This is a genomic window from Hyella patelloides LEGE 07179 (genome assembly GCF_900659865.1).
Lineage (GTDB): Bacteria > Cyanobacteriota > Cyanobacteriia > Cyanobacteriales > Xenococcaceae > Hyella > Hyella patelloides.
The window spans coordinates 12,852-35,931 of the sequence record NZ_LR213806.1 but is presented as its reverse complement, the minus strand read 5'-3'; the positions used below and the strand labels follow the sequence as shown (position 1 = coordinate 35,931).

Sequence of the window (23,080 nt, the reverse complement as noted above, 5' to 3'; positions counted from 1 at the left end):
GGTAACAGCCCAAGAAATGAAAGGCTTAAATTTTGAGCGTCGTCGCATTTGTCCTCAATGGAATTATTTATTCAAACCTCGCCCTCTATCTTCGGCTTAGAAGTTCTGAATCTATCCTCTGCTAAAAATCCGAAGTTAATTTTGGACGACTTCTTATCGCAAATTCGCGATTTCTTAAACAAGTTAGATATTAGTCCTAATGCCGAAATTTTTATTTTAGAACCAAATAGTCTAATAGTCGCTGCTTCTAGTGACGAGCAATTTTATACGATTAACGATGGAGAGGCAAAAAGATTATCAGCTTTAGTTAGTAAAGATCGAACAATTGCCCAAACCACTGAGTATCTAATTAATCGTTTTGGCAGTTTAGAGCAAATTAAGCAAAGCTACCAACTTGACTTAAAAATCGATCGCCACAAAACTTTTGCTCAAGTTACCCCTTGGAAAGATAAGTTTGGTTTGGATTGGCTGATTGTCGTCACTGTGCCAGAATCGGATTTTATGGCACAAATTAATGCCAATACTCGTACTACTATTTTCCTCTGTTTGGCTGCTTTGGGTATCGCTACTGTTCTGGGTATCTACACTTCTCGTTGGATTGCCAAACCCATTATGCGTTTGAGTCAAGCTTCAGAAGCGATCGCAGGTGGTCAACTAGATCGACAAGTAACCATTAACAGTATCAATGAACTGAGAAGTTTGGGTCAATCTTTTAACAAAATGGCGCAGCAACTAAAAGAAATGTTTACTACTCTAGAAACAACCAATCAAGAGTTAGAAATTCGGGTTGAAGAACGTACTTTTGAACTTCAAGAGGCTAAAGAAATTGCTGATGCTGCTAACCAAGCTAAAAGTGAGTTTCTTGCCAATATGAGTCACGAATTAAGAACTCCTCTCAACGGAATTTTAGGTTTTGCTCAAATATTGCAACGTTCTCAAATCATAAATCATAAGGAGAAAAAAGGCATTGGTGTGATCTATAAGTGCGGTTCTCACTTACTGACTCTGATTAATGATATTCTCGATATTTCTAAAATTGAAGCCAGAACAATGGAACTTCACTTCAAAAACTTTCATTTCCCTGCTTTTTTAGAAAATGTAGCCGAAATTTGCCGTATCCGCGCCGACCAAAAACAGATTGCTTTTACTTATCAGGTAGATGAATCTTTACCTCTTGCGGTTTATAGCGATGAAAGACGTTTGCGACAAGTCTTAATTAATTTATTAGGTAATGCAATCAAATTTACCGATCGCGGAGGAGTCACTTTTCGAGTTAGTCAACTTGATGTTAGATCGCAGCCTAATACTTCTTTTTGGCGAAAAATTAGATTTACAGTTGAAGATACAGGGGTGGGTATGAGCGCGACTCAATTAGATAAGATATTTTTACCCTTTGAGCAAGTAGGAGATACCGCTCGGATGAAAGAAGGAACGGGACTGGGTTTGCCTATCAGTCAAAAAATCGTGCAAATGATGGATAGCACTATCAAGGTGGCGAGTGAACCTAATATTGGGAGTACTTTTTGGTTCGATCTAGATTTAGAAGCAGTAACAGATTGGTCGGATAGTGCCAGAGTCTTTGATGCTGGAAAAATCATCGGTTTTACAGGCGATCGCTACAAGATATTAGTAGTAGACGATCGCTGGGTAAATCGCTCGGTTTTGGTTAATCTTTTAGCCCCCCTTGGCTTTGAAATACAAGAAGCTAACAATGGTCGGGCAGGTTTCGAGTTAGCTCGACAATTTGCCCCCGATCTAATTATTACTGATTTGGTTATGCCTGTGATGGATGGTTTTACCTTTATCGAGCAACTGAGAAAATTACCACAACTGCAAGAGGTAATTATTATCCCCTCTTCTGCCAGTGTGATGGAAACAGATCGGTATAAAAGTCTTGATGCAGGAGCTAATGAATTTTTACCCAAACCAGTACAAGCAGAAGCACTATTAGAAATGCTACGCATCCATCTAGAATTAACTTGGATTTACGAAGAATCCGTTGCTGTTGCCAATACTTCAGAACCTAAATCTCCACAATTAACTTCTACTTCCCAGGAAATAGCCACACCAGACCTTTCAACCCTTGAACAATTATATGATTTTGCCAAGAAGGGTAGTCTAGATGAATTAGTTGAACTAACACAAAATTTAGAGCAAATTGAACCTAAGTTATCTTATTTTGCTCAAGAAATTTATCAGTTAGCTGAAGATTTTAAAATCAAACAAATTCAATCTTTTATAGAAAAATGTTTAACTATAAAAAAATAACTAAGATATTAGCTAATTCTAATTATGAATTTATTAGCTCAAGAAGAAATTTTAATTGTAGATGATAATCCAGCTAATCTAGCAGTACTTTCTCAAGTATTAAAAAGTGTTGGGCTAAAAGTTAGGGTGGCAACCGATGGGACTAGCGCGATCGCCCAATCAGAATACGATCCTCCCGCTCTAATTTTATTAGATATTATGATGGAAGGCATAGATGGATTTGAGACTTGCAGACAGTTAAAGGCTAATCTTAAGACTCAACTGATACCTATTATATTTATTACAGCTTTGGAAGACACAGAAGATAAAGTTAAAGGCTTGTCTTTGGGAGCAGTTGATTATATTACTAAACCATTTCAAGCTCTAGAAGTATTAGCTAGAGTTCAAGTACATTTACAATTACAATTACTAGCAAAAAAAATAATTCAACAAAACCAAGAATTAGAAAAAGCCAATCAACAATTACAATACTTAGTTAACTTTGATGGTTTAACTCAAGTTGCTAATCGCCGTCATTTCGATCGATACATACAGCAAGAATGGGGTAGATTACAAAGAGAAAAACAGCCATTATCCTTAATTTTGTGCGATATCGATTATTTTAAAAACTATAATGACTACTATGGGCATCCAGCAGGAGATGACTGTTTAAAAAAAGTAGCTGAAGCTTTAAAAAATGCGGTTAAAAGATCTTCAGATTTAGTTTGTCGTTATGGTGGAGAAGAATTTGCAATTATTTTACCCAATACTGATTTAGCAGGAGCAATTAAAATAACTCAACTAATTCAGTTAACAATTAAAGAACTCAAACTAGTCCACGATCGTTCTCCTATCAATAAAAATATTACAGTTAGTTTGGGTATTAGCAGCGAAATTCCCCATCAACAATCTTCCGTTAAATTCCTAATTAATGCTGCCGATACTGCCTTATATCAAGCCAAAGAACAAGGACGCGATCGTTATCATCTTTTCCCATAAATTAGCAAGAATAGTATGCTTTTTGAGAGACAGAAAGAAAAATAAAAATAATTTGTTAAGTTTAGCAGTATTTTAGTAAACATGAACTAAAGTAATGATGATAAAATCAACTTAACGAGGAAATTTCATGAATCCTTTTCAACAACAGGGTGCGTTTAGCTGGTGTGAACTTATGACCAGTGACATTGGTGCAGCTAAAGACTTTTACCAGCAACTGTTTGGCTGGACTTGGAAAGATCGGGAAATGGAAGGCGGAAAAACATATATAACCATCAAGGCAGGAGAGCAGCCAGTTGGGGGCATCTTATCAACTGAGAATGCTCTCAGCGAAGAAGCCCCACCACCACACTGGGGTATGTATGTCACTGTGGAGAATGTTGACCAAACTTTGGAATTAGCACAATCAATGGGAGCAAAAGTGTTTGTGCCACCAACAGATATTCCTGATACGGGAAGGTTTGCCGTCTTTGCCGATCCCCAAGGAGCGGTGTTATCGATTATTTCTTACAACTAGGATTCATTACTCGACTCCAAAAAAAAGTGCGGTAGATGTCGATCAAAATCAAAATAGTATTCACCAGGGATAAGCTTAAAATCCTCTACATCAAATTCAATTTCAATTAAAACTTGATTGGGAAAGTAAAACCAAACTAATAACCACAACTGCCAAGACGAGAAAACCAGCAATAGTAGCTCTTAATTTATCTGTATCGCTCACAATACCCAAATCATTTGCTTCAGCTTTTCCTTTGAAAGCGTGCCAAACATGACCACCGAGAAAAGTTCCGCAGAGTAAAGCCTGTGTTCCAGCAAAAGAACTTCTATCTATACCGTACAATTCAGGAGGAAAAGCAAGATCGTTAAAAGCGACAAAATAAGCTGAAGTAAAAGCCATTAATGCTACACCAGCCAAACTATAGGAAAGAATTGCGTGTCCGTTGTAAGTGAAAGCTTTTTTCGCCCAATCCAGAGGTTCCGTAGTGATGTGCCAAGCACCGCCAGCAATACAAGCTATCCCGACCCAAATATGACCACCAATAATATCTTCTAGATTATCGACCGCAGCCATACCTAAAGGATTCCAGACACCATCACTTAAACCAAACAGATAACCAAAAATAGTTACAGGATTAAGAGTAGGATTGCTGACAATTCGTACATTAGCAATAGTAGCATCGTAAATACCACCCCAAAATATTGCCTTGCCAGCAAAAAATAATGCAGCCACACCCAAAAAGATTAAGTGATGACCCAAAATAAAACCCAGTTTTTGCGGGTCATTCCATTCATAATGAAACTTTGCAGCCCGACCTTGAGCATCTTTGAGATTAGCCACGCCACGAAACACGTGAAATAATCCCCCTGCACCAAGTACCGCCGAAGCAATCAGATGTAGTATCCCAATAACAAAATAAGGATAGAGGTTTGTAATCGTTCCTTCTGCACCAACACCCCAACCCAAACGAGCTACATTGGGAATTAATAATAGTCCTTGTTCTGGTAAGGCGACATCAGGCTGAAAATTAGTTACCTCTAATAAAGTAATAGAGCCAGCCCAAAACATAATTAAGCCAGCATGGGCAATATGCGCTCCTAATAATTGACCAGATAAATTAATTAAACGAGCATTTCCTGATAACCAATCATAGTTATCAGACCGTTGTAAAGAAGTTGTTGCTGTCATCGTTACTAAGATTTTAAAAATTACGGAGTCAGAGTAAGCTCCTTCGTCTCATTGATCCAAGAGATGGGGACGACGGAGTCTCTTTGACATCAAAATGGCAAGAAAGCTTAATGCAAAACTGTGGTTGCACTAAGCTAGAATAGACGAGAGAGAGAACACGAAAAAAACGAGCGATCCTGGCGACGTATTTACTCGCTCCAGGAACACGCGAGTTTGACAATCAGAGAATTTCCCAATTTAGCCTTTACAAACTATTCAGCTGTTGCGGGCTGAGGTGCAGATTTAACATTTGAACTGCTGACTAAAGGCTCACCTGCTTGGGGAGTTCCTGCATTGTCAAGAGCATTAGTTACCCGTTTGAAATCAAACCCAATAGCTCTTAAAGCGTGCCAGAGATGTCCTTGAAGGAAGAAGAACGCTAAGAAAAAATGGGTGTTAGCTAACCAACAGCGAGCCGTATGAATCCCTGGAGATAAAGTAGCCGTGTCTTCAAAGTAAGGAACGACACCTAGCTTAATAGCCAAAGGTGCGCCATAAAACTCTGGTGGATAAGCCAAGGTATTGACCGCACAGTAATAGGCTGCGACAAAGCCACATAAAGCAATGCCACCCAGAGAATAAGATAAAATAGCTTCTCCAGAGAAAATTAATTGTTTCTTCGCCCATTCTAAAGGTGGGGTAATAATATGCCAGATACCGCCAGCAATTAGTAACACACCGACATAAATGTGACCGCCTACTAAATCTTCTAGGTTATCTACGGATGCAAAATGGGTTTGATAACCAAAGATAGTCAAAGGATTCAATGTTGGGTCGGTGACGACTCGTACATCTTGAATGTTGACATCGTATAGTCCTTCACCAAACATAGCTCTAGCGACTAAAGCCAATGCAGCTATACCCAAAAATAACAGATGATGACCGAGAATAATTCCTAACTGTTTGGGATCGTTCCATTCAAAATGAAAATCACGAGCTTTTCCTCTAGCTTCTTTTAAATCGCTTGGTGCTTTAAAGGTATGGAATAATGCACCCGCACCCAAAACAGCAGAAGAAATTAAATGTACCGAACCGACGACAAACATCGGATAGGTATCGACAATCTGTCCTCCTTCCCCTACCCCAAAACCTAATGTGGCTAGATGAGGAAGTAAAATTAATCCTTGTTCTCCCATCGGTAAACTAGGATCGAATTTAGAAAGTTCAAAAAAAGTAAATGCACCCGCCCAAAATACAATCAGTGCTGCTTGGGCTGCATGAGCCGAAATAAATAAGCCAGATAAATTGGCAAAACGAGCGTTACCCGCCCACCAATCATACTTGACTTGGGGTTTATCGTATGTCTGCAAAACGAAACCTCTATAATTCAGTTTTGTAAATCTTGTTACTATTTATTCTCAATAAAAAGCAACAAGTTCATTTTGCATTATTGATAACTCTTAGCAAGTTTTTTATAACAAAAATTAACATAGGGCAAATATTCCTTGATAAGTAAGACGATCTCACGAAGTGAGGCGTTGCACGATCGCTTTTTGAATTGAGAGCTTTTAACCATGAAAACCTTAGTAAATTGAGTTTTTTGGTACGCGATCGCTTTTTACGATCGATAACTTAATGATAATTTTATAAAAAATAAAAGAAAATACTTTTCAATAAGACAATTTTTATTGTAAGCTGAATTAAAAATTTATTGATTTTAATTCTCAATACATATTGCAACGAAGAGGTCGAACGCCGATGACGACAATAGCTAAAAACCCTCAAAGCATTGAAGACAAATTCAATATTCCTTGGTGGGCTGGAAATGCTCGTTTGAAAGATATATCAGGTAAATTATTAGGGGCGCACGTTGCTCATGGAGGCTTAATTGTCTTTTGGGCGGGTGCATTTACTTTTTTTGAACTTTCTCGCTTCGATATCACTCAACCGATGTACGAACAGGGGTTAATTTTGTTACCTCATTTGGCTAGTTTGGGTTGGGGTGTTGGCGCAGGAGGCGAAGTAGTTAGCACTTATCCTTATTTTGTTATTGGTGCTTTACATCTTATTTCTTCAGCTTTTCTGGGCTTTGGCGGTATTTTCCACTCTTTATGGGGTCCTAAGTATTTAAGCAGTGTTTCAGAATTTTTTGGCTACCAATGGCAAGACACCAATAAAATGACTGACATTATCGGAATTCATCTGATTTTGCTTGGTTTAGGCGTATTTTTACTAGTAGCAAAAGGAATGTACTATGGTGGCTTATACGATTCCACTATTGCCGATGTCCGAATCGTTAGCAATCCGACTCTCAACCCTGAAATTATTTTTGGCTATTTATTTGGTGCAGTCGGTAAAAACTGGATTGCAGGAGTCGATAACCTTGAAGACCTCATCGGTGGTCATATTTGGGTAGGGGCAATTTTGATTGCTGGTGGCTTATGGCATATCAACACCAAGCCTTTTGGCTGGACGAAAAACCTTTTTGTCTGGTCGGGAGAAGCCTATCTATCTTACAGTTTGGGTGCATTAGCCTTAATGGGTTTTATCGCTGCTTATTACTGTGCGGTAAACACTACAGCTTATCCAGAAGTATTCTATGGTAAGCCTTTATCCATTCGCTTAAATATTTTTCCTTATTTCACTTCTAATAATTCTTACCTGCTCTCTTCAAGAACTTGGTTGGCTAATACTCATTTTTGGCTGGCTTTCTTTTTCTTACAGGGACATATCTTTCACGCCCTCAAAGCAGCAGGATTTGATTTACAAAAAGGAAGAGTTGACCATGCTTTAGTTCCTCCTGAGCCTGATTTTTAAGCAGAGGATGCAGAAGAGGCAGAGGGTGCAGAAGAAGAATTTATGTTTTAATCGCTACTCGCTACTTGCTACTTAGTGACTTGGGAACTCGGTAGCTTTAATACACACAAACAAGGTAAATTGATGACAGCAGTAATTTCAGAAAGTCCCAATCAAAATAAAATTCCTGAAGTTGGTTGGTGGAGGGGTAATATCCGCTTTATTAACTTGTCAGGTAAATTATTGGGGGCGCACGTAGCTCAAGCAGCACTAATTGTATTTTGGGCGGGAGCGATGACTCTATTTGAGTTGACGCAGTACAATCCCGTTTTACCGATGTACGAACAGGGGTTAATATTGTTACCTCACCTAGCTACGTTGGGTTTAGGTGTCTCAGATGGCGGACAGGCAATCGATACTTATCCCTATTTTGCGATTGCAGTAGTTCATTTAATTTCTTCGGCAGTATTAGGTGCTGGTGGTATCTATCATTCTCTTCTAGGGCAAGAAGTCTTAGAAAAAAATGACACTTTTGCGGGTTTTTTCGGCTATGACTGGGAAGACGACAACAAGATGACATCTATCATTGGAATTCATTTAACTTTGCTAGGAATTGGTGCATTTTTGCTTGTCTTCAAAGCCATGTTTTGGGGTGGTTTATTCGACCCTTGGGTTGGCGATGGGGGACAAGTAAGAATCATTACTGACCCGACAATCAATCCAGGGCGTATCTTTGGTTACTTGTTTGGAGCTTACGGTAAAGAAGGTATGGCTGCGGTAGATAATTTAGAAGATGTGGTTGGCGGTCATATTTGGATTGGCTCGATTTGCTTAATTGGTGGCTTGTGGCATATGGCTACTAGACCTCTGAAATGGGCGCGTCGCGCTTTAGTATATTCTGGAGAGGCTTATCTTTCTTATAGTTTGGGTGCAATTTCTTATATGGGATTGTTCGCAGCTTATTTTTGTACTGTCAACAATACCGTTTATCCTGAAGTCTTCTATGGTCCTGTCGGCTTGGTGGAAACAAGTACAGGAGTTGTCACTGCTAGAGGCTGGTTAGCAACATTTCATGTTGTATTTGCTGTCTTATTTTTGTTAGGACATATTTGGCACGCTGCTAGAGCTAGGGCTGTTGCTGCGGGTTTCAATATAAAAGAAGGAGATACTTTAGTAACCTTTGCAGGAAATCCTCAAATTGGTAATTTGGTAACTCCTCTAAACTCTTCTGATTTTAGTTTGTGGCTATTGCAATATCTGCCTATATATCGTCCTGGGCTTTCTCCATTGCGACGAGGTTTAGAAATTGGCATGGCTCACGGATATCTCTTATTTGGACCTTTTGCTTTACTTGGACCTCAAAGAAATAGCAACCAGGCCGATCTATTTGGCTTATTAAATGCCTGTGGATTGGTAGTTATTTTGACAACTTGCTTGCTTATTTATGGCAGAGTCTCTTTTAAAAAGCAGTTTTTGCCCAATCGCTTAACCTATGCTACAGCTAATCCTGTTGTCCCAGAGTCTTTAAAAACTATTTCTAGCTGGAATCAGTTTGCTGCTTCTTTTTTCGTTGGTGGTTTGGGAGGAGCGTTTTTTGCTTATTTAATTTATGACAATTTGAATATGTTGCAAGACATTTTTACTGGTAAATTCTAGTGATAAGCAAGCAATAAATATGTGATGTTTGCTCTGCTATAAGATGATAGCTTGAGACCAATAAAAAGAACAGATGAAGAAAATAGATAGTTATTTTCTATCAAATCAATTAGTGAACAAAACGCTATGTTGCTGATTGTATTTAGCTTAGCTTCTCTTATTAATAAAAAAACTTTTATTTTCTTATTGAAATAGATTGTTAATAATGATAAGATTAAGTCAACATTTTCCTCATATCTTTAAGGGGTTAAAGTATTTCTGAAGCTGACAACAATAATCCCTTAAATGATTTTTTTTACTGCTTTTTTCCATCATTAAAATATCTACCAAGTTTGGCTCAAGAAATAATTAAGCAGCAACTATTTAGAAAGTTTATTTGTTAGTTATTTTTTGAGGATGAAAATCAAGAGATTTTAAAAATTATTGCTTTGATTGACCCCAGACATATTTGTCCTTGCTGTAACGGTAATTTACTACGTCACGTCAATCATCAACGGGTTTACTGGTTTTGTTTCTACTGTAAACAAGCAATGCCTGTAATCGATCGGCAACAAAAACAATAGCGTAAAAAAAGCAAATACAGTTTTTTCAAGCAAAACAATTATTTAACTTAAGTAAACATCTAGGAGTAACCATGACTAAAATTGGTCTTTTTTACGGTACAACCACAGGTAAAACCGAAACAGCAGCAGAAATGATTCAAGCCGAACTCGGTGGCGATAGTGTTGTGACATCTCACGAGATTGCAGATGCCACAGAAGGTGATTTTGCTGACTATGAATGTTTAATTATTGGCTGTCCCACTTGGGATGTTGGTGAATTACAATCTGATTGGGATGGCTTTTATGAAGAGTTAGAGAACATCGATTTTAGTGGGAAAAAAGTAGCTTATTTTGGCACAGGAGATCAATTAGGATACGCAGATAACTTTCAAGATGCAATGGGTATTTTAGAAGATAAAATTTCTAGTTTGGGTGGGAAAACTGTAGGTTATTGGTCAACAGATGGATACGAACATGAAGCGTCTAAAGCAGATAAAGGAGGCAAATTTGTTGGACTGGCTTTAGATGAAGATAACCAATCAGATATGACAGAATCACGTATCAAAGAATGGACTACTCAAATTAAATCTGAGTTTGGAATTTGAATCAGTTACCAGTTATCAGTTGTTAGTTATTAGTTTTTATCTCATCAGATAAATAACTATTTACTGCTAACTTTTCACCATTTGTTCTGAATACTGTCAAAAAAATTCTCCTTCTGTTTTTCAGGGTTAAGAAAATTGTAATAATTGCCATAAATGCGTTTTCTTAACCCTCTTTTTTATAGCTATTATCAAGCTAACGAATTAAATGTCAATTGAATAATAGATAGAGAAAAACCACAAAACTCAGTGTATTAGGTTGTATTTGTTTAATGATAGATACTGTATTAAAATATTACTAATAAAAAATAATGTTGCACTCTATATTTTGCATAAGCTTTTGGACTATTGTGTTTGGTTTCACATTGTACAAAATAATTTTTAGCTTGAGTCAGGGCATTAATCATCTAAAAAAGCTTCATCAAATTCCTTGTTCTAAATGCGCCTATTTTACAGGAGATTATCGACTAAAATGTCCAATAAATCCTATGATTGCGTTATCAGAATCAGCAATAGGCTGCTGTGATTTTCAAGCTAACTATAGTTGCCGATTTAATAATTTTCAAAATTCTCAGAATATTCACTATCATAGCTCTTCTACCTCATAAAATAATGTCAGAAATAACTAATAATGTTTGGATAGCAGCTAATCATAGCTTTCAAAGATTTGATAATCATTTGCTACGGCATTTATCCTATCACCAACCAGTAGCTAGATGGGAATATTATCAACATCAAGATGAGCCTAGTTGCCTAGAAATTGCATTATCGTTTTTAGAAAATTATCTTAATTCGCTGCAACAACCTGTTAATTTAATCGGTCATAGCACAGGAGGTTTATTAGGATTACTTTATTCTCGTAAATACCCTAATAAAGTCAAATCTCTCACTCTATTAGGAGTAGGCTGTCATCCTGCGGTTGACTGGCAAATTCACTATTATGCTCTGCGGGAATTTTTACCCTGTAGTCAAAGAATTATTTTGGCACAAATGGTACAGACAATGTTTGGTCAGCAGAATCAATATAATACTAAAGGTTTAAGTTTAATTCTGCAACAAGACCTAAATACTTCTCCTTCTCCCCATTCTTTATTTCGTCGAGTTAATATCAATCCTGGAGGTATTAAATCTCCTTTAATGGTGTGTGGTGGTAGCAATGATAATATTGTAGACCTCAACTCTTTGAGAGGTTGGCAAGAATATTTCAAACCAGGAGATGTTTTATGGGAATGTCCTCAAGGAAACCATTTTTCCCATTATTTTTATCCTGAAAAAGTAAGCCGAAAAATCTTAGAATTTTGGAAAGCAGTAGCCAGAAAAAACTATATTCAAAAAGCTGCGATTAAAGTATCTTCCTTAAAAACTAATTAGTTTTTACTCTCGTTTGTTTGAGTATACGATAAGTTTTACCGCAGGTGGGCAGAAAAAACTACTTAAAAGGTAATTCCCACTTTAAACTGATGAATTAATTGGCAAGGAGACACAGCAGCTAAGCTAATTATATTGAGCGGTTACTCCTACTGTTACTTTTTTTTCCTAGTAACAAATCTTTGATTTTTTCGTAATTAGTTTTGTTATTCTACTACTTAAATTAGCGATCGCATTTTCCTCATTGATGACACACTTCAGTCTATTCAAATATTTATGTTTTCAGAAAATTAACTACCTCTTTAGCAATAGTTTCTGAACCATCTTTGGGTAACGTAATTTTAGTTCGAGGTGGTGTTAAATCATTTAAGAGAAAACTCCAATCGGACTCAAAAAAATCTTGATTGCTAATTATTTGATGGACAGAATAATCTTGAAGTCCCTTTAATAAAACTGGAGATTCGGCAAAGTCTTCTCTGGTTAAAGATACTAGGGGAATTTCGAGGCGTAAAGCTTCGGCAAAGGTACTATATCCAGGTTTAGAGATTACTCTGCCACACAAAGGCATAAAATCAACGGGACGATAAGCCGAGCCTCCTACCTTTAATAAATTCGCTAGATCGGGAGCTTGACGATCAAAAGTGATAAACTGCCAATCAGAAAATCGTTCTAAGTTTTGATAGGGAATTGCTTGTAAACCTAAACCGCCAAAAGTGAGTAAGACTGTTTTTTCTTGAGGTGCGGTAATCGCAAATTTTTGTTTCAACTCATCAATACCATATTTGGGTGTTCCTCCTGTTAAACCGACATCTGTAACCACAGGGAAAGCAGCCATTGATTCATTTAAAGGCAAACGAAATAAGCGATCGCATTTTTCATAACATTCTGTAATCCAGGCTACTATTTCGGCAAAATCTTCTCCCCAAGGACGATAAATAAAGTCCCAACCAAAATTACTCATCATCCAACAGGGTATATTAGCTTTCTGGGCAATCTCTGTAACCAAAGGAGGAATGTCAGCTAAGATTAAACCCACATTATTCTGCTGAATAAATTCTACTTCTTGGGTAATTATTGCTTCTTGTTGAGCCTTGATTTCCGCCATTTTGTTCAAGGTAGCGGATTTATCCATCGTTAAGCTATCTGTTTGAATTACTCCCACATCAAACACTTGAGGACGGTAGATAAAATCATCTGTAATATAAGACTTTAATAGCCACTGTGGTGCAGTAGTGGCAAAAACTAACTCTAAATCGAGACAAATTTTTTTAATTTCGGCTGCTACCGATGCGACTCGAACAGCATGACCAAAACCATGGCTGGTAACAGCAATATAAAGTTTAGGTGGAGTATTCATAGATAAGTTCTCATTTATTTCCGCAAAATTCAGCAAAATATAAGACTCTAATCATCAAATCATTATCAACTGATACGAGTATATACAGACCCATAGTTTTTTGACATGGCAAATATTGATTAAGTGAACCCAAGCTTAGTCGTAAAAAGGCGGAGTACTGTTCGCAAAATCATAGATCGAAATCAATTACTTGTAAGAATTGAGATCACATTCGTAATTTACAACTAGCTGTAATCTAGAACATAAAAGACCACAATTATAGTTTGTCAAGTTTTTACATTTAATTTATTTTTTAATAATGTCCTTTGATATTTGCCAGCATTTTTCCCAATATTTTTCTTTGTTAGTTGCGGATAATCAATCGCTTCTACAAGAGGTGTATAAAATTCGTTATCAAGTTTATTGCGAGGAACTTAACTACGAATCACCAGAAAACTTTCCCGACGGTATGGAAACGGATATTTATGATAGCCACTCTATTCATTGTTTACTCCAACACAAACCAACAGGAGTATATGCTGGTTGTGTTCGCATCATTATTCCCCAGCAAGAAAGCGATCGATCGACATTTCCTTGGCAAAAATTTGCTTCTAATCTGGTTTACCCTAGCCCAGAATATAACTGGCAAAATATTTGTGAAATTTCCCGTTTAGCTGTGCTTAAAGATTTTAGAAAAAGAAAAGGAGACGATACTATACCTACTGGGACTATTTTGCCCGATGTTAATGGTGGCAAAAGGCGTTTTCCCTTGATTGCTATGAGTTTATATTGGGCAGCTTTTTGTTTAGCATTAAATTTAGAACTAGATATTTTTGCGATTATGGAACCCCGTTTGGCTCGTCATCTCCGAAGATGTGGATTACAGTACTGTATGATTAGTGAGCTTTTTGAACATCATGGTAAAAGGGCTATTTTTCATACTAAACCACCAGAATTACTGGGGCATTTGGATGTAGATACTTATAGGTTCTTTGCTTTTTTAAATAGCACTATTGCACAGCAACTTTCTCAAGCAAAATATATCTCATCTCCTTTTATGGTTCCTCAACAAAATGCTCCTGCTCAAGTGGCTTTTATTAACTAGATTCTTTACCCTAATTGTTTGCCGAGAAAACATTACTTCATGGATTTTGTGCGTTAGCGAAGCCTAGCGCACATTAATCAAACAATAGAGGTGTAAATACTATTTACTATTTATTATTCAAACAGCTAAAAATTGCTGAATAACTTCTTGAGTTAATTCTTCAGTACTTCCAGAAGCGACAATACCGCCCTTTTGCATCGCATAATACTTATCAGCTTGACGGACAAAATGTAAGTGCTGCTCTACTAATAACACAGAAATTCCTGTAGCTTCAATAATACGTTTTACCGCCGATTCTATTTCGATAATAATTGATGGTTGAATACCCTCGGTGGGTTCATCTAAAACCAATAAACGGGGTTTACCCATTAAGGCTCTTGCAATGGCTAATTGCTGTTGCTGTCCACCACTTAAATCTCCTCCCATGCGGGATAACATAGTTTTTAAAACAGGGAAAAGCTCGAATATTTCTTCAGGTATTGATTCATTTCCTTTTCTTCCTTTGGGTTGTGCTTCTAAGCCCAAAAGAAGGTTATCTTTAACTGATACTCTAGGAATAATTTCTCTTCCTTGAGGTACGTAACCAATACCCATTCTGGCTCTTTTATCTGGGGTTAGTTTAGAGATAGGTCGATCTTGAAAAAATATTTCTCCTGTACGGGATTTCAACAATCCCATAATAGTTTTAAGAAAGGTAGTTTTTCCGACACCATTTCTTCCAATTAAGCATACCATTTGCCCTGAAGGAATACTTAGATCGACATTTCTAAGAATATGACTTTCTCCGTAATAAACATTGATATTAGAAACCCTCAGCATTAAATCAGTTTGATTAATAGTTGGTTGTGAATTACTCATTATTATTCATCATAAATTTTCCAAGATTAACTATTAGTAGTCAATAATTACTCATTACTCATTACTCATTACTTATTCAGGATGATTTATCCTTTACTCAGGCACTTCTCCAAGATAAACTTCGACTACTCTAGGATCGTTTTGTACTTCTTCCATTGTGCCTTCACATAGTACTGAGCCTTCGTGTAAAACTGTTACTCGATCGTTAGCAATTTGTCTGACAAATTCCATATCGTGTTCAATGGCAATAATAGAGTGACTTTCTGCTAAAGCAAGTAATAGACTGCCGACATTTTCTGTCTCTTCATCGGTTAAACCAGCAGCAGGTTCATCTACTAATAATAAATCGGGGGATTGTGCTACTAGCATCCCAATTTCTAAGCGTTGTTTTTCTCCATGAGACAGTAAAGTTGCTGGTGCGTTGGCTTTGGCTTCTAAACCAATTGTTTCTAGCAATCCTGCTACTGTTCTTTGTTCTGTAGATTGAGGCTTTTTAAACAAAGTAGAAAAAACATTTTTATTACGATTACATACTAAGTTTAAATTTTCTCTTACTGTCAAATTAAGATATACTCTAGGAGTTTGAAACTTACGTCCAATACCCATACGAGCTATTTTATATTCGGGAGTTTTTTTAAGATTGTTGCCATTAAATAGTACTCTACCTACAGTGGGCTGTACTTTTCCTGTAATAACATCTAAAAATGTAGTTTTTCCTGCTCCGTTAGGGCCAATAATTACTCTTAATTCTCCAGAGTTCATGCTAAAGTTTAAATTATTAAGAGCCTTAAAACCATCAAAACTCACTGTTAAATCTTGAATTTCTAATATTTTATTACTCATCTTTAACGCTTAATTTTTGTTTTTCTTGCTGGACTTCAAAATCTGATTCTAAACTGGGATAAGTAACAGTTTGACTACGTAAACCTAATAGTAGTTGTAATTTCTGCCAAGCATAATTACGCCACCAACCAACAATACCATCAGGTAAGACAGTAACAACAATTAAGAATAAAGAACCTTGAAAAAATAACCAGATTTCAGGAAAACGCTCACTTAAAAATGTTTGAGCTAATCTAACTAAAAGCGTGCCAATAATTGCCCCAATTAAAGTCGCCCTTCCCCCAACAGCCACCCAAATTACCATTTCAATCGAGAAAGCAACATTCATTACACTAGGGGTAATAATTCCTGTTTGAATTGTATATAATGCTCCTGCAATACCTGCGATCGCACCTGAAATTGCAAAGACTAATACTTTATATCCCGTAGGATCGTAACCAGAAAATCTGACTCTAGTTTCATCATCACGAATTGCAATTAATAAGCGACCAAAACGACCACTGGTTAACCAGCGACCAAGATAATAAATTACGATTAATACTAGTATTGTAAGAATATAAACAGTTCTTTGAACGCTACTAGAACTCACTAAAATATCAAAGATTTTTTCGGTATCTGTTTTTAATCCATTAGTGCCGTTAATAAGTTTTTGTTGTCCGTTAAAAAAGTTAAAAAATACCAGTAAAGCAGCTTGGGTAATAATAGAAAAATACACTCCTTTAATGCGGTTACGAAAGACTAAATAACCCAGTAGTGCAGCTACAATACCAGGAATAATAATTAATGCCAGTATTGTAAAAGGAAAAGAATAAAAAGGTTGCCAAAACCAAGGTAATTCTCTTACCCCATATAAAGTAAAAAACTCTGGTAATTGCCCATCGGGTAACTGTAGCTTGAGATGCATTGCTAAAGCATAACCACCCAAGGCAAAAAATATACCATGACCTAAACTTAATAACCCCGTGTAGCCCCATATTAAATCAATACCCAAAGCTACAATAGCTAAGGAAAGAAAACGCCCCAAAAGACGTAATCTAAAAGCTGGTAAAACACTAGGTAAAATAATAACAAAAATAATAATTAAACCAACAACAATACTAATTTCAATAATTCTTTTTCGTTTCTTTTGTTTTTTAGTTTTTGTGGCGATCGCTTGATTGAAATCCATAACTGACGATTAATAATTACTAATCCGTCATTAAACCACATTCAGTTTACATAAAGTGACTGATAATACACTTCTTAGACAAGTAGTTCATTGTTAGTGGTTAGTTGTTAATTGTTTTTAATAATTTGATGTGGTTTCTTAATTTATTGGTTCGTTTGCTTGTAGCTTGTTGTTCGTTGATATCCAGTACTTATTACTCAAAAAACCTGCTACTTTTGACTTAATAACTTCTTTCTTAATTAGGAACAGCAGTGGAATTAACAATTTCTGAAACTACTCCTGCTGCGGTAATTCCTGAAAAACTTGCTTGGGGTTCCATTACTAAACGATGAGCAATTACCGCCACCGCTAATTCTTGAATATGTTCGGGAGTGACAAACTCATAACCATCAAATAAAGCCAAAGCTTGAGCTACTTTCATTAAAGCTAAAGAACCTCTGGGACTAGCTCCTAGTTGTACTCCTGATGCAGAACGAGTAGCATTAATAATAGCCACTACGTAGCGTTTCATTTCTTCACTAATTCTGATTTTTTGTACCTGTTGGCGTAAAGCGATCGCTTCTCCGATAGAAATACATGGTTTGATAGTATCTATGGGATGCTTTTGCAACTGCTGAGATAGAATATCTACCTCATCTTCTGCTGAAACATAACCCAAACTAAACTGAAGAGCAAAACGATCCATTTGCGCCTCTGGTAAAGGATAAGTACCATGTGAACCTATAGGGTTCTGTGTAGCAATGACAAAAAAAAGATCGTTTAGTTTTTTAATTTCACCATCAATACTAACTTGAGACTCTGCCATTGCCTCTAGTAATGCAGATTGAGTACGAGGAGAAGCACGATTAATCTCATCCACTAATACTATATTGGCAAAGATTGGTCCCTCATGAAAACGAAAACTACGCTCGTTTTGATCGAAAATTGAAATCCCCAAAATATCTGAAGGAAGTAAATCGGGAGTAAATTGAATCCGCTTAAAATCGGCATCAATCGATAATGCTAAAGACTTTGCTAAAGTAGTTTTACCAGTACCAGGATAATCTTCTAACAAGACGTGACCTCCGCTAGCAAAAGCAGCTAATAAATTTCTCATAGCGGTAGATTGTCCTTTCATTACCTGCTGAATATTGTCATAAATTCTCTGATAAATTTCTTGTCCAGATAATTGATTAGTTGCTAGGTTGGCATTTGTCATTAGTTTCTAGAAAAAATATTATATAAAATTAGAAAACACTTATTAATTTAATAATTCCCTTTTTTGACATATTATTTGCTAACAAAAAAATAATTTTTAGCATAAAAAAAGAGTGACTGTACAAGTCACCCTTAACTAATTAATTATACTTAAGTTGGTTAAAATGAAAGCAGAGGTAAAACATTTACACTCACATCATTTAAACAAAAAAATTGTCTTTCAACTTATTTCTAATCAGCATTTTGGGAAAATGCGATCGTAGTTTGAATTTTAAAATTAGATTGAACAGTATGCCTTTCTGCAAAAAACAAATCGAAATTATAATTATTCCCAGGAGTAATATCAACACGACTAGCAATGCTATCTAAATTAACCAATTGTACTTTCTCACTATGAACACCTCCAAGATCGATTACCTTTTTTCCGTTGATATAAACCCACACATCATCATCACCTCGGAATTCAAAAGTTTCTCCTCCTTGATAAGTAAAAGCACTATGTAATTCGTAAGTAAAGTGATAGTTATGGCTACGTCCTTGCTCGTCAAAACCAGCCACTCCGTCCAAGGGAAAAAAGGAAGCATTGTAATAAGTATAAGTACCATCACCATCTGAGTCGTCCAACTCAACAATATAATTAGTACTTTGATTAACCCCTGCTACATTGCGATACCATTGATCGAAATTATCCTCAGTTGTTGTAGAATAACTACCATCCTTAAATTGGGGTTTTTTGTCAGAACTAAGAGTATCCAGAGTAATATTATGATCTAAGCCATAATCAAATCCATCTACCCCTGGAGTTCTTTCAAAATCAGGATGAGTATCTTGAAAGTCTCTCAGAATTCCTGAAAGATAAATTGAACTGGGTGCGGGGTTAGTATAAGCTTTTTCGTTGCCAATAATACCCGTAAAGAGTATTGCTAAAAAAGTAATAGTAAAAAAAGCGATCGCTTTCCAAGAGTTTGTATGTTTTAAAAGCATTTTTTTTGAAATCTAGATGTTTTGCCATAAAAATATTGAAGTAAATCAATATTACTAATAATTTCATCTATTTTCATCGTTGAAATTTACTATATTACAGATAAAATTCTTGACATTTTCTCAAAACAATAATCGATTGATTACGTTAAAATACTAATTTTTTTGCTCGATAATATGAACTTAGGGGATTTTTTAGTTAATGTTTCGGATAATTTAGGTTTGATAATTAGTGATTGAGAATTAGAAATTGGGTATCAAGCAAAAATTATATAAAGCGTTTCTTAAGCTACTGTATATTCAAAACATTCGTAAACCCTAGCTTGCTCGTTTCATGTTGAATAAAGTGATATTACTTACTGAGAAATAGATAGACTCTTCACTTACTACTTTCTCATGATTTATTCGAGAACAAATACAGTCAAAGCTTGGGGAACAGATTCAATTTCTAAAGGAGTCGTACCAATAATTTCGCCATCTAAAACTACTTTTTGAGGTGGATTAGCGGAAATTTTCAGTTTTTTGGTTTGTAAATGAACCACATTATTGATTTCGTTATTGGTTTTTATTAGAGCAGACTCCAACATACCTAAAAGAGTTACTACTGCTTGTAGCTTCGTTTCTGCCGTAGCGATGGTAACATCCAATAAACCATCATCAGCTACTACTTTACCCGTCCCTTGAGCCAAGATAGAGGTTAAAGGTGCAGCATTGGCTACTGTAATCGCTCCTGCTTGAAATTTCTGGGTGCTACGATCGATTTCAATTTCCGCATCAAAGAGTATCTGTTGATCTAACTGTTGCCAACCTGCCATGATATAAGCCAGAGAACCCCAACGATTTTTTGCCTCTCGATCTGCTCTGGCTACAGTTTCTGCTTCAAAGCCAATACCCGCCAATAAAATCAATGGAGAGCCATTACAACGAGCAGCATCAACCACTCTAGTTTTTCCTGCCAAAATAATTTCACAAGCTCTTCTAATGGGGTTAATTTGTTGCGTGATTCCCAATGCCATTGCAAAAGCATTTGCTGTACCTCTGGGAATAATACCCAATGGAATGCTTGTCTCCATTACCGCCCCTGCAACTGCCGATACAGTACCATCACCCCCAGAGACAATAATCATGTCTGCAGCCGAAGCGATCGCATTTTTAGCTAATTCTTCAGGGCTAATATCTGGGGTAGTTTGATGTACTTCTAAATGTAAATGAGGCTCTAATAACTCTCTAATTAAGTTTAAATCTTGCTCTGCATTTCCCTGTCCAGATACGGGATTAAAAATCAAATGAGCCGTTACACTATTAGCTAAACTTTCGGCGATCGCTTCAGCCGTAGCTAAATTAGTAGCCAAAGGCACATTTTGTAAATTACAAACTCTTAGTAAAGCCTCAATATCAGGCTCATGGGGTTGAGCATACAGTGGATCGATTAAAAAAATTACTGCCACCACATTTTTGGCTACCACTTCGGCAGCAATTTGAGCATCACCTCCCAACATTCCTGGCTCTAGAATTTTAATTTCGAGATCGCTAGCAGCCTGAATTCTTTTTCCTGTAGTTCCCGTAGCAATTAAACGATAACGAGATAAAACAGGTAGATGACGATTGACAAAACTAACCATTTCATCTTTTTGGCGATCATGAGCAATCAGAGCAATAGTACAAGCCATGTTTCTATAAACAGCTATTAATAACAATTAATCAATTTTCTATTTTGATCTATCTTAACAATCACTACTTTATCGAAAATTCATATTAAAAACTTATAATTTTACACTGACTTTATAATGAATACAGTATGGTGGTTATTAGTCTTTTTTATATACACTAATATTACTTTATCTCTTCTTTAAAAAGCAATTTGTTATCTTACTTACTTTAAAAATGCTATTCTAATTAATTAAAGAGCAATCAATAAACTCAAAAATCAATTTTTGCTATTTTTTTATTACACAAGTAAATTTTATAGAATTTATGTACTATAATCAAAATAAAATCAAGTTTAAATAAAGTACTTTTATGACAACGTATAGTAATCGTAAAGCTATTGTACCTCAGTTGTTACAATATGTAATTATCACTACGGCTTTACTTATTGTGTCTTTAGGAATCTTCGTTCGCTTCCATAATCTAGAGGAAAAAATATATTGGCTAGACGAAAGTTTCACCTCTTTATCTATTTCTGGATATTCTAGAAGTGATGTCAAAGAGCAGCTAATAACAGGAAAAGAAGTTGATATTAGCACCATTATGAAATATCAATATCCCAATGATAAAGCTAATTATCAAGGCACTATTCAAGGATTAATTGAAGATGAACCTCAACATACTCCAATTTATTTTTTAACTGCCAGATTTTGGACGCAAATATTTGGAAAGTCGATCGGATCGATCCGCACTTTATCAGTTGTAGCAGGAATTCTCTGTTTGCCCTTGATGTATTTACTTTGTTATGAGTTATTCAATCAACCATTAACAAGTTGGATGGCTACTGCTTTTATGGCAGTTTCTCCTTTTCATGTTTTGTATTCTCAAGAAGCCAGACCATTCAGTTTATGGACGTTAACTACCCTAGTATCTTGTGTAGCACTTTTAAAAGTACAAAAAAAACCCTCCATTTATGGTTGGTTGATTTATTCTTACTCAATGATTATCAGTTGCTATACTTTTCTCTTTTCGTTGTTAACCTATCTGGCTCACTTTATTTATATTCTCGTTTCAGGAAAATTTAGACTTAATCAGGTAACTATTACTTTTTGTATTACTGGAGTACTTAATATTGTAGGATTTTTACCTTGGATAATAATCTTAATTAAAAATCCTCCCAGTAACTATACATCACTCCCTGCATCCAGCATCATAGAATATCCCAAAGCTTGGATTCGTAACCTTAGTTTACCCTTTGCTGATTTTAATATTAATGCAAGTAGTGATTTAGAATTTTTAATTCCATTTCTGCTTTATTTAGTATTACTTTTATTATTGATTAGCTATTCATTGTTGTATTTAGCAAAAAACGGTCATAAAAAAGCTTATTTTTTCTTATTTAGTTTAATCTTTATTCCCTTTTTAATACTTTTACTGCGTGATTTTGGTCAAGGGGGACAAATGACATTAAGAGCTAATTATCTAATACCTTCTCTTCTTGGTATTCAAATCATCTGCTCCTATACTTTAAGCAACAAACTTTTAGGCAGAAATCCTGCTTTGTGGCTTAATATAACTGCTATACTGCTTTCTATTTCTATAGCTTCTTGCTCATTAATGACTTCTACTAACGTCTGGTGGATTAAAGATAGAGAAAATATTCATCATAGATTAGCTAATATTGTTAACGAATCAAAACGACCCTTGATCATTAGTGATGTTTTAACTGATGACGAATTTATTAGACCCTTTTCAGTGAGCCATTACTTAAGAGACACAGCTAAATTTATGTTTTTGTTTGAACCCACCGCAGATGAGCGATGGCAAAAATTCACAATATCTGGTATTTACAGTGATGTCTTTTTGTATGATCCCTCAGAATCTCTCAAAAATCATCTGATAAAAAACTATGGATATCGCCTCGTGCCTCTCTTTGATAAAAAAGATTCATACCATAATTATTCCGATCAAATGTTCTTCAGGTTAGAACCAAATCAAAACTAACTCTTCATCGCGAATGCGTTAAAATCTACAGTACCAGGTTACTTATTCGGTATTTAACCGTTGTTTTG

General features: G+C 36.0%; 19 protein-coding genes. 10 read left to right on the top strand and 9 right to left on the bottom strand.

All coding sequences use genetic code 11. From position 1 onward, the window contains the following. Positions 1-141 precede the first annotated feature (141 nt). From H1P_RS08870 to H1P_RS08860, 3 genes are all read left to right on the top strand, one after another. On the top strand, positions 142-2,268 hold the full coding sequence (locus H1P_RS08870; protein WP_246141543.1) for an ATP-binding protein: 2,127 nt from the start codon (positions 142-144) through the stop codon (positions 2,266-2,268). A gap of 24 nt (positions 2,269-2,292) precedes the next feature. Next, positions 2,293-3,246, top strand: a complete 954-nt coding sequence (locus H1P_RS08865; protein WP_144866345.1) for a diguanylate cyclase domain-containing protein — start codon at positions 2,293-2,295, stop codon at positions 3,244-3,246. A gap of 127 nt (positions 3,247-3,373) precedes the next feature. Continuing rightward, positions 3,374-3,760 (top strand): VOC family protein, encoded by a 387-nt coding sequence (locus H1P_RS08860; RefSeq protein WP_144866343.1) that lies wholly within the window; start codon positions 3,374-3,376, stop codon positions 3,758-3,760. Between the two features lie 102 nt (positions 3,761-3,862). Here H1P_RS08860 and H1P_RS08855 read toward each other — a convergent pair whose 3' ends face one another. Then, positions 3,863-4,930, bottom strand: a complete 1,068-nt coding sequence (locus H1P_RS08855) for a chlorophyll a/b binding light-harvesting protein (protein WP_144866341.1) — start codon at positions 4,928-4,930, stop codon at positions 3,863-3,865. 251 nt (positions 4,931-5,181) lie between these two features. Then, the gene (locus H1P_RS08850; RefSeq protein ID WP_144866339.1) at positions 5,182-6,279 is read right to left on the bottom strand and encodes a chlorophyll a/b binding light-harvesting protein; all 1,098 of its coding nucleotides are present in this window, start codon (positions 6,277-6,279) and stop codon (positions 5,182-5,184) included. 388 nt (positions 6,280-6,667) lie between these two features. Here H1P_RS08850 and H1P_RS08845 point away from each other — a divergent pair, with 388 nt between their 5' ends. The 5 genes from H1P_RS08845 to H1P_RS08825 all read left to right on the top strand — a co-directional run bounded on the left by H1P_RS08845 (position 6,668) and on the right by H1P_RS08825 (position 11,876). Continuing rightward, positions 6,668-7,726, top strand: coding sequence for a chlorophyll a/b binding light-harvesting protein (locus tag H1P_RS08845; RefSeq protein WP_144866336.1), 1,059 nt, complete (start codon positions 6,668-6,670; stop codon positions 7,724-7,726). A 123-nt stretch (positions 7,727-7,849) separates the two neighbouring features. Continuing rightward, on the top strand, positions 7,850-9,361 hold the full coding sequence (locus H1P_RS08840) for a chlorophyll a/b binding light-harvesting protein (protein ID WP_144866334.1): 1,512 nt from the start codon (positions 7,850-7,852) through the stop codon (positions 9,359-9,361). A gap of 428 nt (positions 9,362-9,789) precedes the next feature. Next, positions 9,790-9,924 carry a hypothetical protein gene (locus H1P_RS38860; protein WP_281291122.1) on the top strand — a complete coding sequence of 45 codons (135 nt, stop codon included), beginning with the start codon at positions 9,790-9,792 and terminating at the stop codon, positions 9,922-9,924. 71 nt (positions 9,925-9,995) lie between these two features. Next, the gene (fldA, locus tag H1P_RS08835; RefSeq protein ID WP_144866331.1) at positions 9,996-10,508 is read left to right on the top strand and encodes a flavodoxin FldA; all 513 of its coding nucleotides are present in this window, start codon (positions 9,996-9,998) and stop codon (positions 10,506-10,508) included. Positions 10,509-11,117: 609 nt separating this feature from the next. Beyond that, entirely contained in the window at positions 11,118-11,876 is a 759-nt protein-coding gene (locus H1P_RS08825) for an alpha/beta fold hydrolase (protein WP_144866329.1), read from the top strand. Between the two features lie 271 nt (positions 11,877-12,147). On the opposite strand, the gene H1P_RS08820 is transcribed toward H1P_RS08825, so the two are convergent. Further along, positions 12,148-13,230, bottom strand: a complete 1,083-nt coding sequence (locus H1P_RS08820) for a glycosyl transferase (RefSeq protein WP_144866327.1) — start codon at positions 13,228-13,230, stop codon at positions 12,148-12,150. Between the two features lie 298 nt (positions 13,231-13,528). On the opposite strand from H1P_RS08820, the gene H1P_RS08815 reads away from it, so the two are divergent. Next, positions 13,529-14,314, top strand: a complete 786-nt coding sequence (locus H1P_RS08815) for a PEP-CTERM/exosortase system-associated acyltransferase (RefSeq protein ID WP_144866325.1) — start codon at positions 13,529-13,531, stop codon at positions 14,312-14,314. A 117-nt stretch (positions 14,315-14,431) separates the two neighbouring features. Here the strand turns inward: H1P_RS08815 and urtE are convergent, their stop codons facing one another. The 6 genes from urtE to mgsA form a co-directional block, all read right to left on the bottom strand. Then, positions 14,432-15,133 (bottom strand): urea ABC transporter ATP-binding subunit UrtE, encoded by a 702-nt coding sequence (gene urtE / locus H1P_RS08810; RefSeq protein WP_144866349.1) that lies wholly within the window; start codon positions 15,131-15,133, stop codon positions 14,432-14,434. Between the two features lie 132 nt (positions 15,134-15,265). Beyond that, a complete protein-coding gene (gene urtD / locus H1P_RS08805; protein ID WP_144866323.1) occupies positions 15,266-16,015 on the bottom strand; it encodes an urea ABC transporter ATP-binding protein UrtD in 750 nt (249 codons plus the stop codon). Next, positions 16,008-17,183 (bottom strand): urea ABC transporter permease subunit UrtC, encoded by a 1,176-nt coding sequence (urtC, locus tag H1P_RS08800; protein ID WP_144866321.1) that lies wholly within the window; start codon positions 17,181-17,183, stop codon positions 16,008-16,010. The genes urtD and urtC overlap by 8 nt, the downstream gene beginning before the upstream one ends. Before the next feature lie 235 nt (positions 17,184-17,418). Next, on the bottom strand, positions 17,419-18,381 hold the full coding sequence (locus tag H1P_RS08795; protein WP_144866319.1) for an AAA family ATPase: 963 nt from the start codon (positions 18,379-18,381) through the stop codon (positions 17,419-17,421). A gap of 230 nt (positions 18,382-18,611) precedes the next feature. Then, entirely contained in the window at positions 18,612-19,364 is a 753-nt protein-coding gene (locus tag H1P_RS08790) for a fibro-slime domain-containing protein (RefSeq protein ID WP_144866317.1), read from the bottom strand. Positions 19,365-19,762: 398 nt separating this feature from the next. Next, positions 19,763-21,031 (bottom strand): methylglyoxal synthase, encoded by a 1,269-nt coding sequence (mgsA, locus tag H1P_RS08785; RefSeq protein WP_144866315.1) that lies wholly within the window; start codon positions 21,029-21,031, stop codon positions 19,763-19,765. A 349-nt stretch (positions 21,032-21,380) separates the two neighbouring features. Here mgsA and H1P_RS08780 point away from each other — a divergent pair, with 349 nt between their 5' ends. After that, complete coding sequence (locus H1P_RS08780) at positions 21,381-23,012, top strand: glycosyltransferase family 39 protein (RefSeq protein ID WP_144866313.1); 1,632 nt, start codon at positions 21,381-21,383, stop codon at positions 23,010-23,012. The last annotated feature ends 68 nt before the right edge of the window (positions 23,013-23,080 follow it).

Coding starts and splice junctions, on each gene's coding strand:
- H1P_RS08845 (WP_144866336.1), top strand. CDS start 6,668: ATGACGACAATAGCTAAAAACCCTCAAAGCATTGAAGACAAATTCAAT.
- fldA (WP_144866331.1), top strand. CDS start 9,996: ATGACTAAAATTGGTCTTTTTTACGGTACAACCACAGGTAAAACCGAA.
- H1P_RS08865 (WP_144866345.1), top strand. CDS start 2,293: ATGAATTTATTAGCTCAAGAAGAAATTTTAATTGTAGATGATAATCCA.
- urtD (WP_144866323.1), bottom strand. CDS start 16,015: ATGAGTAATAAAATATTAGAAATTCAAGATTTAACAGTGAGTTTTGAT.
- mgsA (WP_144866315.1), bottom strand. CDS start 21,031: ATGGCTTGTACTATTGCTCTGATTGCTCATGATCGCCAAAAAGATGAA.
- H1P_RS08820 (WP_144866327.1), bottom strand. CDS start 13,230: ATGAATACTCCACCTAAACTTTATATTGCTGTTACCAGCCATGGTTTT.
- H1P_RS08825 (WP_144866329.1), top strand. CDS start 11,118: ATGTCAGAAATAACTAATAATGTTTGGATAGCAGCTAATCATAGCTTT.
- H1P_RS08795 (WP_144866319.1), bottom strand. CDS start 18,381: ATGACAAATGCCAACCTAGCAACTAATCAATTATCTGGACAAGAAATT.
- H1P_RS08860 (WP_144866343.1), top strand. CDS start 3,374: ATGAATCCTTTTCAACAACAGGGTGCGTTTAGCTGGTGTGAACTTATG.
- H1P_RS08790 (WP_144866317.1), bottom strand. CDS start 19,364: ATGCTTTTAAAACATACAAACTCTTGGAAAGCGATCGCTTTTTTTACT.
- H1P_RS08815 (WP_144866325.1), top strand. CDS start 13,529: ATGTCCTTTGATATTTGCCAGCATTTTTCCCAATATTTTTCTTTGTTA.
- H1P_RS08780 (WP_144866313.1), top strand. CDS start 21,381: ATGACAACGTATAGTAATCGTAAAGCTATTGTACCTCAGTTGTTACAA.
- urtE (WP_144866349.1), bottom strand. CDS start 15,133: ATGCTGAGGGTTTCTAATATCAATGTTTATTACGGAGAAAGTCATATT.
- urtC (WP_144866321.1), bottom strand. CDS start 17,183: ATGGATTTCAATCAAGCGATCGCCACAAAAACTAAAAAACAAAAGAAA.
- H1P_RS08855 (WP_144866341.1), bottom strand. CDS start 4,930: ATGACAGCAACAACTTCTTTACAACGGTCTGATAACTATGATTGGTTA.
- H1P_RS08840 (WP_144866334.1), top strand. CDS start 7,850: ATGACAGCAGTAATTTCAGAAAGTCCCAATCAAAATAAAATTCCTGAA.